The organism is Verrucomicrobiia bacterium (assembly GCA_035495615.1).
Classification (GTDB): domain Bacteria; phylum Omnitrophota; class Omnitrophia; order Omnitrophales; family Aquincolibacteriaceae; genus DATJFP01.
Genome location: DATJFP010000084.1, coordinates 1 through 15,799, shown reverse-complemented (window position 1 = coordinate 15,799; position 15,799 = coordinate 1). Strand labels below are relative to the sequence as shown.

General features: G+C 58.2%; 19 protein-coding genes. 2 read left to right on the top strand and 17 right to left on the bottom strand.

Going from position 1 to position 15,799, the window contains the following annotated elements; genetic code table 11:
* Positions 1 to 10: 10 nt before the first annotated feature.
* The 17 genes from VL688_10795 to rpsU all read right to left on the bottom strand — a co-directional run bounded on the left by VL688_10795 (position 11) and on the right by rpsU (position 14,564).
* The gene (locus VL688_10795) at positions 11 to 826 is read right to left on the bottom strand and encodes an aspartate dehydrogenase domain-containing protein (protein ID HTL48533.1); all 816 of its coding nucleotides are present in this window, start codon (positions 824 to 826) and stop codon (positions 11 to 13) included.
* 38 nt (positions 827 to 864) lie between these two features.
* Positions 865 to 1,215 carry an aspartate 1-decarboxylase gene (gene panD / locus VL688_10790; GenBank protein HTL48532.1) on the bottom strand — a complete coding sequence of 117 codons (351 nt, stop codon included), beginning with the start codon at positions 1,213 to 1,215 and terminating at the stop codon, positions 865 to 867.
* A 41-nt stretch (positions 1,216 to 1,256) separates the two neighbouring features.
* Positions 1,257 to 2,105: a pantoate--beta-alanine ligase gene (gene panC, locus VL688_10785; protein ID HTL48531.1), complete on the bottom strand. Its 849-nt coding sequence runs from the start codon at positions 2,103 to 2,105 to the stop codon at positions 1,257 to 1,259.
* Complete coding sequence (gene folK / locus VL688_10780; protein HTL48530.1) at positions 2,083 to 2,562, bottom strand: 2-amino-4-hydroxy-6-hydroxymethyldihydropteridine diphosphokinase; 480 nt, start codon at positions 2,560 to 2,562, stop codon at positions 2,083 to 2,085. The genes panC and folK overlap by 23 nt, the downstream gene beginning before the upstream one ends.
* 44 nt (positions 2,563 to 2,606) lie before the next feature.
* The gene (locus VL688_10775; GenBank protein HTL48529.1) at positions 2,607 to 3,800 is read right to left on the bottom strand and encodes an LL-diaminopimelate aminotransferase; all 1,194 of its coding nucleotides are present in this window, start codon (positions 3,798 to 3,800) and stop codon (positions 2,607 to 2,609) included.
* Between the two features lie 60 nt (positions 3,801 to 3,860).
* On the bottom strand, positions 3,861 to 4,052 hold the full coding sequence (locus VL688_10770; protein ID HTL48528.1) for a hypothetical protein: 192 nt from the start codon (positions 4,050 to 4,052) through the stop codon (positions 3,861 to 3,863).
* Positions 4,053 to 4,064: 12 nt separating this feature from the next.
* Positions 4,065 to 4,241 carry a hypothetical protein gene (locus VL688_10765; protein ID HTL48527.1) on the bottom strand — a complete coding sequence of 59 codons (177 nt, stop codon included), beginning with the start codon at positions 4,239 to 4,241 and terminating at the stop codon, positions 4,065 to 4,067.
* Positions 4,222 to 5,040, bottom strand: a complete 819-nt coding sequence (locus VL688_10760; protein ID HTL48526.1) for a hypothetical protein — start codon at positions 5,038 to 5,040, stop codon at positions 4,222 to 4,224. Before VL688_10760 ends, VL688_10765 begins: the two co-directional genes overlap by 20 nt.
* A 245-nt stretch (positions 5,041 to 5,285) precedes the next feature.
* Positions 5,286 to 6,041 (bottom strand): DNA repair protein RecO, encoded by a 756-nt coding sequence (gene recO, locus VL688_10755; protein HTL48525.1) that lies wholly within the window; start codon positions 6,039 to 6,041, stop codon positions 5,286 to 5,288.
* Between the two features lie 2 nt (positions 6,042 to 6,043).
* On the bottom strand, positions 6,044 to 6,514 hold the full coding sequence (ybeY, locus tag VL688_10750; GenBank protein HTL48524.1) for an rRNA maturation RNase YbeY: 471 nt from the start codon (positions 6,512 to 6,514) through the stop codon (positions 6,044 to 6,046).
* A complete protein-coding gene (locus VL688_10745; protein ID HTL48523.1) occupies positions 6,514 to 8,778 on the bottom strand; it encodes an HDIG domain-containing protein in 2,265 nt (754 codons plus the stop codon). The genes ybeY and VL688_10745 overlap by 1 nt, the downstream gene beginning before the upstream one ends.
* Before the next feature lie 8 nt (positions 8,779 to 8,786).
* Entirely contained in the window at positions 8,787 to 9,731 is a 945-nt protein-coding gene (locus VL688_10740) for a PhoH family protein (protein HTL48522.1), read from the bottom strand.
* Positions 9,732 to 9,831: 100 nt separating this feature from the next.
* The gene (gene aspS / locus VL688_10735) at positions 9,832 to 11,619 is read right to left on the bottom strand and encodes an aspartate--tRNA ligase (GenBank protein ID HTL48521.1); all 1,788 of its coding nucleotides are present in this window, start codon (positions 11,617 to 11,619) and stop codon (positions 9,832 to 9,834) included.
* Positions 11,616 to 12,920, bottom strand: a complete 1,305-nt coding sequence (hisS, locus tag VL688_10730) for a histidine--tRNA ligase (protein HTL48520.1) — start codon at positions 12,918 to 12,920, stop codon at positions 11,616 to 11,618. Before hisS ends, aspS begins: the two co-directional genes overlap by 4 nt.
* 94 nt (positions 12,921 to 13,014) lie before the next feature.
* Entirely contained in the window at positions 13,015 to 13,575 is a 561-nt protein-coding gene (gene amrA, locus VL688_10725) for an AmmeMemoRadiSam system protein A (GenBank protein HTL48519.1), read from the bottom strand.
* Entirely contained in the window at positions 13,553 to 14,359 is an 807-nt protein-coding gene (amrB, locus tag VL688_10720) for an AmmeMemoRadiSam system protein B (GenBank protein ID HTL48518.1), read from the bottom strand. Before amrB ends, amrA begins: the two co-directional genes overlap by 23 nt.
* Before the next feature lie 31 nt (positions 14,360 to 14,390).
* Positions 14,391 to 14,564 carry a 30S ribosomal protein S21 gene (gene rpsU / locus VL688_10715; protein HTL48517.1) on the bottom strand — a complete coding sequence of 58 codons (174 nt, stop codon included), beginning with the start codon at positions 14,562 to 14,564 and terminating at the stop codon, positions 14,391 to 14,393.
* 142 nt (positions 14,565 to 14,706) lie between these two features.
* Here rpsU and VL688_10710 point away from each other — a divergent pair, with 142 nt between their 5' ends.
* Together VL688_10710 and VL688_10705 are read left to right on the top strand one after the other, a co-directional pair.
* Positions 14,707 to 15,405 (top strand): ComF family protein, encoded by a 699-nt coding sequence (locus VL688_10710; protein HTL48516.1) that lies wholly within the window; start codon positions 14,707 to 14,709, stop codon positions 15,403 to 15,405.
* The coding region (locus VL688_10705; protein ID HTL48515.1) for an LptF/LptG family permease at positions 15,402 to 15,799 on the top strand (398 nt) is incomplete at its 3' end. The genes VL688_10710 and VL688_10705, both read left to right, overlap by 4 nt.

The following is a 15,799-nucleotide window of genomic DNA, read 5'->3' as shown; positions in this document are numbered from 1 at the left end:
TCCGTTTTCATCAGGTTCCGATCAGGACGTTGGAAAAAATCCGGCGCAGGGCCGCGGCCGCGGCATGCAGTGCCAGCGCGCTCGTCTTCGGATTTTCCCGCGACGGCAGATTTTCCGCCCGGGTCAAAAGCAGCCCGCCTTTGTGGCGGATGCGCACTTCATGCGAGTTTACGCGGTAGGCGCGGGAGGTCCACAATTCCACGCGCGTGCGCCGGAATCCCAGGCCTGCCAGGCTCAGGACGGCCGCGACGTTGATGTTCTGGGGGAAGGCTGCCACGGCCTGGGCCGCGGTGCCGCGAAACACGCAGGCTTCTTTTTTTCCGCGGAGCTCCGGAAATTTTTTCGTTTTGAAATACGGGGCTTCATTCAATCCCGCCGGCGGCTTGCGCGTGATCAGTGAGACTTCGAGAACGCCCGCTTCCCTGGCCGCAAGAAGCCCGTCGACGCCGGTAATGGCTCCCGAGGGGACGATGAGCCGGCCGCGGAATTTCCGGCTGAATTCGGCCAGCGGCATGCCGAGCTTTAAAAATCCGCCCACGCTCATCATGAGGACCGTGACGGGACGCGAGGCGGCGGCTTCCAGAACTTGCGCGGCGGCCGCGGGCGACGCGGCCTCGATCACGAAATCCGAACCGCGGACCAGTTCGTTCAAGCCCACGACGCGCGGCCCCGATTTGACTTTCTTCTTCAGACGTCGGGCACGGGACTCATTGTGGTCGCACAAATACGCCAGGGAAACCTTATTGGAAAATTCGCGTTCCAGGAATCCGGCGAGATAAGAACCGATCACGCCGCAGCCTACGATTCCTGCCTTGAGTTTGCGCATGGGCTCTCTTTCAAAGGGGGCGGAACCGGCTTGGTTTTCTAGCCGATCCGTTTGTTTTTGGCATCGACCCGGACGACTTTGGGGACATGCGTCCGGATTTCTTCGGGATTCAAAAGCGCGAAGCTCATGATGATGACGATGTCGCCTTTTTTGCCGTGCTTGGCCGCGCCGCCGTTCAGGCAGACTTCGCCGGAACCACGGGGACCCGCGATGCAATAGCTTTCCAGCCTCGCGCCGTTGGTAAGATTGGCGATCAAAACTTTCTCTCCGGGATAAATGTCGGCACCTTCCAGCAGGTCCTGGTCGATGGAACAGCTTCCTTCGTAGTCGATCTGGACGTCGGTCACCGTGGCGCGATGGATTTTACCGTTCACAAATTGTCGCTGCATTCCTTCCTCCTGGGAAAAGCCGCTGGGGTCGCGGGGTGGTTTTATTTGGAAGGTCCCATTATAACATTGTCAATGAGTCTTGTCTTGCCGACATAACAGGCCACGGCCGCGGCCATGGGAAGCCGCGCCTTCCGAAGCGGCTCGAGCGTCTCGGCGTCGACGAATTCCAGGTACTGGACCCGATCGACCTGAGGAGCCAAAATGTCCAAGGCGGCGCGCCGGAGCCGGGACAGATTCCGCTCGCCTTCCGCGAATTTTTTCCTCGCCAGGAAAAGGGCCTGTGAAACAGCGCGCGCCCGCTCGCGGTCACGCGTCCCCAGGTATGCGTTGCGCGAACTCATCGCCAGGCCGTCGGGTTCGCGCACGATCGGCATGACGCGCAGGCGGATATCGAAATCCAGGTCCCGGATGAGCTGCGCCACGACGCGGCACTGCTGCAGGTCCTTAATGCCGAAATAAGCCCGGTGCGGACGCGCGGCCTGAAAAAGCTTGGCCACGACCGTGGCCACGCCTCGGAAATGTCCGGGGCGGTATTTACCGCACAGCCCTTCGGCGATGGGCCCGGGGTCCACGTAAGTCTGAAATCCTTCCGGATACATATCGCGGGCCGACGGCATAAAAAGATAATCGGCCTTTACTTTTTCCAGGAGCCTGCGGTCCCGGGCTACGGGCCGCGGGTATTTGCTGAGGTCTTCTTTGGGGCCGAACTGCGCGGGGTTCACGAAAATGCTGACGGCCACGCGGTCGTTTTCTTTCTTGGCGGCGCGGACGAGCGAGAGATGCCCTTCGTGCAAGGCGCCCATCGTGGGGACAAAACCCAGGCTCCGTCCCTTCCGTCTTTCCTCTTCCATGATTTTGCGGAAAGCGTCAGGCTTGCGGACGAGCTTCAAGGAGGGCCTCCAAAAGCTTTTCCATGGTCTGCCCCAGCTTGGGGTGCATCCATTTGGGGGCAAGGACCGACATCGGCTTCAGCACAAAAAAACGCTCGTGCAGACGCGGGTGCGGAATGAGCAGCGAATCTTCTTCGACGGCCTGCTCGCCGTAGAAAAGAATGTCCAGATCGATCGTGCGCGGCGCGTTCGGATACGGCCTTTCGCGGCCGAGTTTATTTTCGATGCCTTTCAGCACCGAAAGCAGGCTCTTCGGCGGCAGCTCGGTCTCGATTTCCCACGCGGCGTTCACGAATTTCGGCTGCTCGCCGGGAACGTCCACGGGATCCGTTTCGAAATTCGGAGAGATACGGACAAGTTTGATCCCTTCGGAAGCCGCGAGCAGGCGCCGCGCCTTGGCAACATTGTCGAAACGGTCACCCAGATTGGAACCGACTCCGATAAAAACACGGGGCATGGTCTCTATCCTGTCCGCTTTATATTAAGGAAGCTGGGGATGGGTTACTTGTGCTGATGCTTGTGGCTTTTCTCGATCCGGTTGAGGGCTTCCTGGATGCGCTCTTCGGGATTCGTCAGCGAAATCCGGAAATAGCCTTCACCGTAACGGCCGAAGCCATTGCCGGGCGTGACCACAATGCCCATCTCGTCCAGAAACTTTACGGCCAGCTCCGTGGACGTGTAGCCCGGAGGCACCGGAATCCAGCAGTAGAACGTGGCCGTGGGCGCGCGGAATTTCCAGCCCATGCGCTCCAGGCCCTTGGCCAGGAGGTCGCGGCGCTTCTGGTAAATCTTCAGGTTGTTCTCGATGAAGGACGCGCCCTGATCGAGCGCCATTTTGCCCGCGAGCTGGACCGCCTGAAAAATACCGGAATCCAGGTTCGACTTCACCTTGCCGAGACGGCGCAGCACTTCCGCGTTGCCGATGGCAAAGCCCACGCGCCAGCCGGTCATGTTGAATGTCTTCGACAGCGAGTGCAATTCGATCGCGACGTCTTTCGCGCCTTCGACTTCCAGGATGCTCGGCGCCTTGTAGCCGTCAAAGCCTACTTCCGTGTACGCCGCGTCCTGCGCGATGATGATTTCGTGCTCGTACGCGAACTCGACGACTTCCTTGAAAAACGCTTTCGACGCCACGGCGGACGTCGGGTTGTTCGGATAATTGATGAACATGAGCTTGGCCTTTTTCAGCACCAAGGGATCGATCGCCTTCAGGTCCGGAAGGTACTCGTTGGATTCCAGAAGCGGCATCACGTGCGGTACGCCGCCCACGAAAAGCGTCGAAGAGTTGTAAACCGGATACCCCGGGTCGGGAATCAGCACCACGTCGCCGGGATTGACGAGCGCAAGCGGCAGATGCCCGATGCCTTCTTTCGAGCCGATGAGCGGCAGGATTTCCGTCGCCGGGTCGAGCTTGATACCGAAACGGCCCTGGCAAAATTTGGCGATAGATTCGCGGAAGGACGGCATGCCCGCGTCCAGCGCGTAACGGTGGTTCTTCGGATCGCGCGCGCCCGCGATCAGGGCTTCGATGATGAAATCCGGCGTCGGAAGGTCCGGATCCCCCACGCCCAGGTCCACGATGTCCTTGCCCTTGGCGATCTGCTCGCGCTTGCGGCGGTCGATTTCGGCAAAGAGATAAGGGGGAAGCTTTTCGAGGCGTTCCGTGGGAGGAAGGGAAAAGGTCTTCTTGATCATAAAAAGGGTAACTCCGTTACGGGTTCTAGGGGACCGGTAAAGGCGGGATTATAACAGAGATCAGTTTATTTGGAAAGTGAAGGCTGGGTCCAGGAGATGGAGCTCGTAGGCCTTGAGTTTCACTTCGTCGCGGACCCAGGAGATGCTGGTCCGGAGGTACAGCGAATAAACGTCGAGGAATTCATCGGTCTTGCGGCGGATCTCGTCCTGAAGCTCTGTTTCGTCATCGATGCGCAAGATCATGTAAGGCATTTTCATAATCCCTCAAAAGGCGGCTTGGAATTCGCGCCGCAGGCTGAAGCCGGGTTCCACTTCCAGGATTTCGCCCAGAAGCCCCATGCATTTATGTTGAAGGTCTTCGCGGCGCGTTTCCTGCCACAAAGAGTAGAGCTGCAACAGCCGTTTTGCCTTGGCCTTGAACTTACGCGCACTTCTTCTCATCGGAGTTCCCCCCAAATCCACCCAGTTCCTTGTCGTTGAACTTGAACTCAGGATCGAGCGACTTCAAGTCCCGGACCAGATCGCACAGCTCCTTCGTGTGAGCGGGATCTTTGGTTTCGAGCCATCTGCCGTAGAGCTCGAGGAACCGGTCCATCTTCGACTTTCTCTGGAAATCGGTCTCGTACCGGGTCACTTCGCCCATGAACTGGTTGAAGGCCTGGTCGCGGAAGCTGTTCACGAAATGGAAGTATTGACGGCGCACGTGCTGCAGCACGTTCTGGTACGAATCAAAATAGTGGGACAACTTGATCAGCACTTCCCCCACGCCGGTTTTCTTGCGGTAGATCCTTTTATGGTACGCGGCCGCCTGCTCGTAATAGAGCTTGGCCACTTCCTGGTAATGCTTGTCTGTCCGCTGGAAAATTTTCTTCAGGTTCTTGCGGCCGTTCAGGTCTTCGAACACCGCGGTGTGCATGAGGAGATGGTCGGCGTTCACCTTGAAGATGAAATAGCGGATGGTCCTGTCTTCGGTAGCGCGGACCCAGCGGAGAATGTCGCTCGTATCCATGGAAAGATACGGCTCGGCCATTTCGTGATACTCGGGAAGCGAGATCGCGAAAAGAAGATGCGCGAGGTAGACATTGACGTCTTCATCATAAGTGTAATAGTTCGAGGGAAAATCAGTTTCTTCGCGGCTCTTGATGATGGTTTCGAGGAGGTAGCGGATGGCGGAATCCCGCTCCTGTTTGGTAATGTCGAAGTAGAGGCAGTTCTCGCCTTTTTCTTCTTTCTTTTTCATAGGCCCCCGCTTGGTTGGCGGTTAAAACAAGACTTTTAAAACACCTTTATTTATCCTTTTTTCCGGGAAGTTACATCTAGAAAAGTAACACGCACCCCCAGGGGTGTCAAATCTAAATCGCGAATTTATGCTAGTTTATGATCGTTAATTTTATTCAGTGTTATCTTTAACGATTTTTTTACCAAGAAAGGAAGCATCTCGATTTCAAAGCCCGAGAAAAAGGCGCTGCGAGGGGGAAAAAGCGCTTAATTCAGGACAGGTTTGACGGAGTCGAGGAAATGGCGGGTTTTGAGCGGTGCTATGAGGCGGTAATGCAGGAAATCTTCCATGAGTTTCCGGAGTTCTTCCTGCGCGGAAGGCGCGGGGCGCAGCTTGATCCCCTCTTCCAGGTCCCGCCCCACGTACTGGCGCAGGAGCGAAAGCGTTTCCGGTGTGATGGGCCGCGCGTCTTTTTGAGAACGCGCGCAGGAACCGCACAGCAGCGCGCCCTGAGACACGGAAAAAAACCACGGAGACGCGGGCACGACATGGCATTGCAGGCATCCCTGCAAGTACGGCGACCATCCAGTCTCCGTGAGCAGCTTGATCTCGAAAAGCCGCGCGATGCGTTCCGGACTGATGGCGGGAAGATACCGGAACGCGACTTCGAGCAGGGAAAAAACCGGTTCATGCGGGTCCTGGATTTCGGTCAGCGAATCCACCAGCTCCGTAAGGTAGCTGGCGTAGGCGATCGTATCCAGGCGGGAGCGCAAGACGTCGAAGCTCTCGATGATCGAGGCTTCGGAAATGAGATGCAGGTCCGTGCGCGTCTTTTCATAAAAGACCACGTCCACGTGCGTGAACAGCTCGTACACGGCGCCGCGCATTTCGCGCTCCTTGCGCACGCCCTTGGCAATGCCCTTCATCTTGCCGAAGTGGCGGCTGTACAGCGTCACGATGAGTGAGCTGGAACGGAACGGCTGGGTCTTCAGGATCAAGGCTTCGGTTTTTTGAATGGCCATAGTCAACTCAACCCGATCTGTTTCAGGATGCTCGCCTGGATGCGGTGCATGCGGCCGCGCTGTTTCGGGGTCGCGTCGTCAAATCCGATCAAATGCAAAATGCCGTGGCAGATGTAAAAATAAATTTCGTATTTGGTCGAATGTCCGAAGGCGCGCGCCTGGCGCCGCGCCGTGTCCACGGAAACGGCGATATCGCCGAGAAAAGGCTTGTCGTCCCAGAATGCCTGGGGCCCCGGCGCGCCTTCCTGCCCGAAAGTGATGACGTCTGTCGGGGTATCGTCGCCGCAATAATCCCGGTGCAAGGCCTTGATCTCCGGGTCGCCGACAAGGGCCAGGCTGAGCGCGGCCTTGTCCCATCCGAGGAGCCACAGCATCCGCGCGGTCTTGCGCTTTACTTCCGCGGCATTCAAGCCGTGCCGCACACGGGCCGCGATGCGCACGTCAAAGCTGCCCGCGGAAAATTTTGCCGGCATCAGCTGTTGGGATGAGGAAGGCGGTATTTCTGGAACTCGCCCTCTTTGAAGATGTCGGGGCTGTCCTGCGCCTTGGGTTTGTCCGGATAAGCGACGCGGGTATGGAAGATCGCCATGAGGTTGCGGACAAAGCTTTCCTGGATTTTGTGCAGGTCTTTGAGCGTGAGATCGCATTCGTCGAGCTGCCCGTCAATGAATTTGTCGTTGATGATTTTCCGGACAAGCGACCGGATGCTTTCGGCCGACGGCTCCTTCAGCGAGCGGGACGCGGCTTCCGTGGAATCGGCCAGCAGCGTGACTGCGGTCTCGCGGCTCTGCGGCTTGGGCCCCGGATAGCGGAAATCGTCGGGGTTCACTTTTTCTCCAGGCGCGGCCTGTTCCGTGGCCTTGCGGTAGAAATAGTAAACAACGCCCGTGCCCTGGTGCTCCGGAATAAATTTCAGCACGCTTTCCTTTAATTTGTATTTGCGGCCGAGCTCCAGCCCGTCTTTGACGTGATTGATGATGACTAAGGAACTCATGGTCGGCGTCAGCTTCTCGTGCCGGCTGGGAAATTTCGAAGCCTGGTTCTCGGTAAAAAATTCCGAGCGCGCAATCTTGCCGATGTCGTGGAAGTACGCGCCCACGCGGGCCAGCAGCGCGTTCGCGCCGATTTCCTCGCACGCGCCTTCGGCCAGACGGCTGACGACCAGGCTGTGATGATAAGTTCCCGGCGCCTCGATAATCATGCGCTTCAGGATCGGATGGTTCAGGTCCGAGAGCTCGAGCAGCGTGATGTCGGTCGCGAGGTTAAACATGTATTCGAAAATCGCCAGCGACAAAAACAAAAACGGCATGGTGATGAGCAGGCCGTTCACGAAGCCCTGGGCGCTGATCTGGAACGCCTCCATGGCCGTGTATTCCTGGAAAAGGCGGATCGCGAACAGGACCGCGAACACCGCGAGGCCGGTCACGCATCCCACGCGCAGGAACTCGACCCGCTTGCGGACTTTGAGCGCGGAGAATGTGCCCGCCACACCGGAAAGGAAAACACTCATGATCACGTCCGGGCTGAAACTGACGAGCGGCGCGAGCAAGGAAGCCATGATGAGCGAACCCAGCACGCCATAGCGCGGGTTGACCAGCAGGACGAGCGTGAGCGGAGCGAGGGCTCCGGGCAAGAGGTACGGCGAAGCGTCGAAACCGGTTTTCATGATCTTGCACAGGAGCACGCTGACGAAGAAGACCGTCTCGAAAAGCGTCAGCATGCGCAGCGAACGGAACATCTTGCGGTCAAAGCAAAAGAGCGCCACCCACAAAATCAGATGCGCGATGAAAACAATGATCGCGGTGCCGGAAATCTTGTTCACGATTTCCTTCTCCGTGCGCTTTTTCTGGATCTGGTCGACCTTCCTTTTGTCCTCGGCCGTGACGAGCATGCCGCGCTGCACGATCAGCTCGTCTTTTTTGATGCTCTCCTCGACGGGCTTCACGCCCGCAAGCGCCGCGGTCCGGCGCGCCTGCGTCTCGGTTTCGTTGTAGACGAGGTTCGGAACGGCCAGGCGGTTGAAGATGTCGAGCACTGCGGCCTTCTGCTCGCGCTTTTTAGCCAGGGTATCCGGAAGGATTTTCGTCGCGCGGTCGCGCGCTTCGTCGACAGAAAGCAGGTCGGCCGGCGGCTTCGGCGTTCCGCTGGGCGCTCCGGCGCTCTGGACCAGAATCTCTTTTTTCCCGGAAGCCGTCAGCTGCTGTTTGCGCTGCGTCTCGAGGATGCCGGGAGTAAAAAGCTGGCTGATCAGAAGCTCGAGGTTCTTACGCACGTCTTCCAGCTCCGGCTCGTCCACGAGGTATTTGACCGTGGCCGGTGAAAGCCCCAGAGGAAGCCCGGTATCCCCCTCTTTGATTTCCTGGCCCAGTGCTCTTGCCGTCTGGACGCGGTTCAACACCTGGAAGAGCTGGTCCGCCCGCTCGCCCGCCTGTTTTTCCACTGCAGGATCCAGCGTGAACACTTCCGAAACGGACTGGATGCTCTGTTTTTTCAAAGCCTGCGTGGCTTCTTCATTCACGTAAGCGATGGAGAACGGAGAAAAAAGCGTGCGAGGGGCCGGCTCGCCCACGAAAAAGCCGTGGGTGCGGATCGCGGAATCAAATTCGAAGACAAGCACCGCTGTCGTCAGCGCGAAAAAAAGCGTGAAGAGCGCGCCGCGCCAGAACGCATCGGCCCAGGCGGGCCTTTTTTGTCCGGGCTCCGGCTTTCTCTTTAAGAGAAGCATGTTTTTAATCATCGCTCATCCTAGGCGTGCGTTTTTTCGTACTTCTCGTAAGCCGTGATGATTTCCTGCACAAGCTGATGCCTCACCACGTCGATCTGGTTCAGGTAAACGAAACTGATGCCCTTGATTCCGGCAAGCACGTCCTGGATTTCCACCAGGCCCGAGCGCTTGCCGCCGGGCAAATCGATCTGCGTGACATCGCCTGTCACCACGGTCTTGGAAAATTGCCCCAGGCGCGTGAGGAACATTTTCATCTGCGGATGCGTGCAGTTCTGGCCTTCATCGAGAATCACGAAGGCATCGTTCAGCGTGCGGCCGCGCATGTAAGCGAGCGGCGCCACTTCGATGATGCCGCGCTCCAGGCAGCGGGAGGCCTCTTCGTATTCCATCATGTCGTACAGCGCGTCATAGAGCGGGCGAAGGTACGGATTGACCTTGGCGAACAAATCGCCGGGAAGAAACCCGAGACTTTCGCCGGCCTCGACCGCGGGACGCGTCAGCACGATGCGCGCGACCTGCTTTTTCTTCAGCGCGTCCAGCGCCGCGGCCATGGCGAGATACGTTTTGCCCGTGCCGGCCGGGCCGATGCAGATCACGATGTCTTTGGACATCATTTCCTGCAGGTATTTTTCCTGGTTGTGCGAGCGCGCGTGGATGAGTTTCCCGCGGTGGAGAAACGTCGTGGCGCCCGCCCGGGGACCGGAGCTGCCGGAAGCGTCGTGCGGCTTTTCACGCGCCGTTTTCACGGGAGCTTCCCCTTCGCCTTTACGGATGCCGTCGAGCTGCTGGAGAAAAAACTTGTACGCGGCGTCGATGTCTTTCTTCGTGCCGATAATCTTCAGCCGGTGGTTGCGCGCGGAAACGCGGACATGGAATTCTTTTTCCGCGAAGCGCAGGTTTTCGTCCAGCGTGCCGTACAGGGCGATGGCTTCTTCGTTGGATTTGAGCTTTAATATTCGTTCCAAGTTTTTTCCTCTCTTTTGCCGGCAACGGCCCTCGTGCTATTAACGGGCCTCGTGCATTCAACGCTATGAGGACAGGTCTAAAGACCTGTCCCCGTCCATGCTAAACCTTCGTGACTTTTGGTGCGGGAGCATCCAGCTTGATGCCCAACTCCTTAAGTTGCTTGGCCGCGACCTCGTTGGGAGCTTCGGTCATGAGACAGGTGCCTTTCTGCGTTTTCGGAAACGCGATGACTTCGCGGATGGATTCCCGCTTAAGCAGCAGCGTTACGAACCGGTCCAGGCCGATGGCCAGGCCGCCGTGCGGAGGCGCGCCATACGAGAGCGCTTTCAGCAGGAACCCGAACTTATTTTCGGCTTCTTCCGGCCCGATGCTGAGCACGCGGAAGACCTTGTCCTGGATGTCCTTGCGGTGGATACGGATGCTGCCGCCGCCGATTTCCGTGCCGTTCATGACGAGGTCATAGGCGCGCGCGCGGACTTTCGCGGGATCGGTATCGAGCAGCGCCACGTCCTGCAGCTGCGGCGACGTGAACGGATGATGCAGCGCCTGAAAACGTTTTTCTTCCTCGTTCCATTCGAGCAGCGGGAAATTTTTCACCCACAGGAGCTCGAACTTTTCGTTGTCGATCATCTTGTACTGCGCGGCCAGATGGCAGCGCAGCGCGCCGAGCGCGACCGCCGAAACCGTAGGGTCGCTCGCCACCATGAAAATGATGTCGCCCGTCGAAGCCTTGAGCGCGCCGAAGATCTTTTTCAGCCGGTCCGCATCAAAAAATTTCGCGATCGGCGATTCCGCCTGCCCGTCCCCGGTAACTTTCAGCCATGCGAGACCTTTAGCGCCAAAATTCTTGATCCATTCGGTGAGATCGTCGAATGTCTTGCGCGAAAATTCCGAGCCGGCGGGCGGCTTGAAGCAAAGCCCGCGGATCTTGCCCTTGGACTCGATCACGCTGTCGAAGACCTTGAAGCCGCTGCCCTGGAAAAGCGCCGTGAGGTCCTGCAGTTCCATGCCGAAACGCAGGTCCGGCTTGTCCGAGCCGTAACGGTCCATGGCTTCGAAGTAATCCATCGTACGAAACGGTCGCTGCAGCTTGAGGTTCATCGTCTTCTCGAACACGTCCGCGACCATACCTTCGACCAGCTGCATGACGTCGTCTTCTTCCACGAACGACATTTCGATGTCGATCTGCGTGTGCTCAGGCTGACGGTCCGAACGCAGGTCCTCGTCACGGAAGCAGCGCGCGAGCTGGAAATAACGGTCGTAGCCGGCCACCATCATGAGCTGCTTGAAAAGCTGCGGCGACTGAGGCAGCGCGTAGAACGTGCCCTGGTGCAGACGCGACGGCACCAGAAAGTCGCGCGCGCCTTCGGGCGTGCTGCGCGTCAGGTACGGCGTCTCGATTTCAAGAAATTCCTGCTTGTCCAGATAATCGCGCGCGATCTTGCTGACGCGGTAGCGGAACGAAAGCGCCTCGACCATTTCCTTGCGCCGCAGGTCGAGAAAGCGCCATTTGAGACGCAGCTCTTCGTTCACGGTCGGTTCGTCGCGCTCGAACGGCGGCGTGGGACAAGAGTTCAGGATTTCCAGGTGTTCCACGGCCACTTCGATTTCGCCGGTTGGGATCTTCTTGTTTTCCGTGCCGGCCGGGCGCTTGGCGACCTTGCCTTTGACCTGGATGACGTATTCGTTGCGGAGGCCTTCGGCTTTTTTGTGGAGCTCGGCATTTCTTTCCGGATTGAACACGATCTGGGTGATGCCCCAGCGGTCGCGCAGGTCGATGAAGATCAGGTTGCCGTGGTCGCGCCGCGTTTCGACCCAGCCCACGAGAGTCGCTTCCCTGTCCAGGGAACGGAGGTTCAGTTGCCCGCAATTCGAAGTCCGCATCATACGCTTTTGATTCCTTTTTGCTCTAAAAAATGGTTAAGAAGACGTTCCCACTTCACGGGCTTTTGATCGCCCTGACGCATGTCTTTCACGCCCCATTCGCGGTCCTGCAGCTCCTTCGAGCCGAGGATCACGACGTAGCGCGCTCCGATCTGGTTGGCCTTTTTCAAATGGTCCGGAAGTTTTTTCAGCACCGGGCCGCGCTCGGCGCGAAAGCCGTGCCTGCGGCATTCGATCACGGCGCTCACGACCTGCTCATTGATGGCCCACGCGTCGTTCGAAGCCGCGTCCGCGAAAGGCGCGAAATAAATAAAATCCTCGCGGATTTTCTCGCTCAAAGAAGGCGATGACTGTTCCAGGGTCATGATCAGCCGCTCGAAACCGATGCTGAAGCCCGTGCACGGCGTCTTCGCGCCGCCGATTTCTTCGTACAGGCCGTCGTAGCGTCCGCCGCCGGCCACCGCGTTCTGCGAGCCGAGCCCTCCGGCCGTCACTTCGAAAACGATACCGGTATAGTAGTCGAGCCCTCGTACCAGGCGCCGGTCGATCGCGGCCGGAATTTTGTAGCGTTCTTCCAGCTGTTTCTGAAATGCCAAAAACTCCGGCGAAAAAGGCGCGAGCTTGTCCCATGGCGCCGCATTGATGACGGGCTGGCAGGCCGCGTTTTTGCAGTCCAGCACGCGCAGCACGTTCTTTTCGAGCCGGTACAGGCAGTCCTTGCAAAGCTTCCCGGACTGTTCCCGAAAATAATCCGCCAGGCTTTTACGCAGCGCCTCGCCCTGCTCGCCGTTCATGGCCGTCAGGTCGTTCAGCTTCAGGCGCACGTCCGTCGCGCCCACGTAGCGCAGGAATTGAAAAAGGCTGACGATCAATTCGGCGTCGGCTTCGATGTTGCCTTCGTTGACGATCTCCGCGCCGATCTGATGGAACTGCCGCTTGCGGCCCGCTTGAGGGCGCTCGGCCCGGAACATGGGGCCCATGTAATAAAGACGGACGGACTTGGCCGTTTTCAAAAGACCGTGCTGGACTACGGAACGGGCCACGGAAGCCGTCATTTCGGGCCGCATCGTGTTGCTGCGCTCGCCCCGGTCTTGGAACGTATACATTTCTTTATGGACGATGTCCGTGGATTCGCCGATGGAGCGCGTAAAAAGTTCGGTGGGTTCGAGAATGGGAGTGCGGATTTCGCGGTAACCGCGCGCCTCAAAAAAAGTCCGGGCCTTTTCTTCCACCCACTGCCATTTTTCGACTTCCCCCGGCAGAATATCGTCCATGCCCGGAAAAGACTGGTATTTTGCTGCCACTAAGTCTCCTGGTCTTCCTTAATAGGAAGCCGTCATCATAGCACAGCGGCCAAGGTGCCGCAAGCTAAGCCCGGATCGGGTTTTAGACACAGATTCAGGCGCCGGGAGACGCCTTTCCCGAGAATTTCTGGACTTCATAGAGGTAAATCTCCGCCTGCGCGCATTCCATGGGGGTAAGCCCGGCTTTTTCCCGGGCGCAGCACATGACGAACTGTTCCCGCGTCATCTTATGCTCGACCGCGACTTCCGGCAAAAGCGTCCCGTTTTTCGGCCCGAGCGAAATGTAAATGCCGTGCCGGCCCAGCTCGATCTCGTCCATGCTGCCGGCCTTGGTCATTTCGCTGAGAATGGAAATGTCCAGAGAGAGGGAGGCGAGCTCGGTCTTGGCCAGCGGCGGAAAGCGCGGGTCCTGAAAAGCCGCGGCGCGCGCCATGCGCTGCACTTTTTCGTAAAGAGGGCCTTGGCGCTCGAACGTGCCGATGCAGCCGCGAAGTTGTCCGTCTTTGTGCAGCGTGACGAAGCATCCGGTTTGCTGGACGAGCTCGGGGCCGGCGAGCGCGGGAGGTTCAGGCCTTTCGCCCCGAAAATAGCTGCGGAGGGAATCGAAGGCGAGGTCCAGCAATTGCTGCCGGCTACTCGAGGATAAAACCAGCATAGCCAACCACCCGGTCGTAGTCCCCTGTGGCGTCGGCGCTCGTGCAGTAATCGACGAGCGTCGCCTTGGTGATACCAAGAAACGTTTTCATGACGAGCAGCATGTAGACCGGAACAAAGCCGCACATGGTGATGCGGTAGTCTTTGACCGCTTTCGCCAGCGCGTCTTCATCCAGATTGCGGATAGCTTCGAGTGCGAACTTGTCTTTTTGCCGCGTCCTGACGTCGGATTCGTAATGGCTCATGTCCGTCGAAACCACGACCAGCGGCGGCTCCGCGAGGGTGGACAAAAAACGTCCGCACGCCAGCGCCGCCTGTTTGGCGGCAAGAAGATCGAGCGAGCCGACGATAAGCGGCAGAATTTTAAGCGAAGGATTTCGCACCTGGAGAAAAGGGATCTCGACTTCGAGCGAATGCTCGAAAAGATGCGCCTCGGCGTCGGGCTGGAGGTCGTCGCAGGCTTTCAAAAGCCCCTGAGCCATGGGCTCATCGATGGGCACTTCGCCCAAAGGCGTGTGCCAGGCTCCCTGCGAAGCCAGCGCGAAAAGCGCACCTTGCCCGAAATGGTTCGGGCCGATCAAAAAAACACGATTGGGAATAGAGACGTGGCTCAGGACTTTGGCCGCGGTTTTTCCGGAGTAAATATAGCCTGCGTGAGGAAGCACGACGGCCTTGGCGGCAACGGAAGGAAGCGGGGTCTTCAGGTGAGTATCGCAAAACTGGCGCAGCTCGCCAGGATCGGACGGATAAAAGGTGCCGGCGACGTGAGGTTGACGGATCAGCATGAGCGGATCCTGCCTTGAAGTTGGGCGGCTTCTAGAACTTGCGCTTCTTTGAAGTCCGCTGCTTGCGGCGTCTTTTCTCGCTGGGCTTTTCGTAATGCTTGCGGGCCTTTAAGACCTTCAAAATGCCTTCGCGCTCGATTTTTTTCTTTAACTTTTTGAGCGCCTTTTCCAGAGGCTCGTTATCAGTAATTTGAACTCGCAACACGCTTGATCAACGCCTTTCTAGTTGTAAGTTTTTGACTGTCGAGGATTTGGGCTATTATACCGGTTTCTTTTCACAGGTCAAGGAGCGCTTGGTAAAAGTTTCGAGTTGCCCTGCCCGGGCAAATCGCTACAATAGACCGACTATGACGCCTTACCTTGAAGCATTCCTGCGCTTTTTCTATCCTGCCTCCTGCGGCATCTGCTCTATCCTTTTGGAAATCGAGGAACGCGGCCTCTGCGCGGCGTGCCTCGAGCAGGTTCTGGCGACGCGGCTCCCTTACGGCGAGTCCCTGGACGTTTCCGCGGGCGAAAGCGTGGATCAGGCCTGGGCCCTTTTCCCTTATGAGTCCCCGGTGCGTGAGCTGGTCATGGCCGTGAAGTTCAACCGCAAGCCCTGGCTGCTAGATGTTTTTACCGAAGAGCTCCGCGATTTGGCGCTCGTGCTGAAAGCCGAAGGCCATTATGACCTCGTGGTGCCCGTGCCTCTCAGCCGGAAGCGCCTGCTCGAGCGGCATTTTAATCCTTCCGCGCGGCTGGCCCGGATTTTGGGCGCGGCCTTGAACGTACCGGTTTTTGAAGACGTGCTCGTCAAAAAAAGCGGCGTCCCCCCGCAAAGCCTGCTCACCCGCGAGGAAAGGCTTGCGAATCTTTATGGCGCCTTCCGGACGCGGACGAAAGCCCTTCAAGGAAAGTCTGTTCTCCTGGTCGACGACGTCCTGACGACGGGCGCGACGGCCGAAGAAGCGGCACGCGTGCTGAAAGAAAACGGCGCTGCCCGCGTGGAGCTTGCCGTGCTCGCGCGTTCGCCCGAGCCCGCGACGGCGGAAAGGGTGCGCGCGTGAAAGTCCTCGACCGTTATCTGATCCGCGAACTCCTGATGCCCATCATCGCCACGGCGCTGACGCTCGTCTTTCTCGTCCTGATCGCGGACCTTTTCGACAATCTCGACGATTTGCTCACGAACAAAACCCCCATCCTGACCATCGTCAAATATTACTGCACGATGGCGCCTTACGCCTTCAGCCAGACCATTGCCTGGGCCACGTGGATGGGCACGCTCTTCCTGCTGGTTAATTTCGGGCTGAACAACGAAACGATTGCCATGAAGGCCGCGGGCCTGAAAATGTCGACGATCATCCGGCCTGTCCTTTTCGTCGGGTTCTTGATCGGGATCCTCGTGTTCCTCGTGAACGACCGCGTGGTCCCCGTCACCTACGGCATCGCCAACCAGCTGCG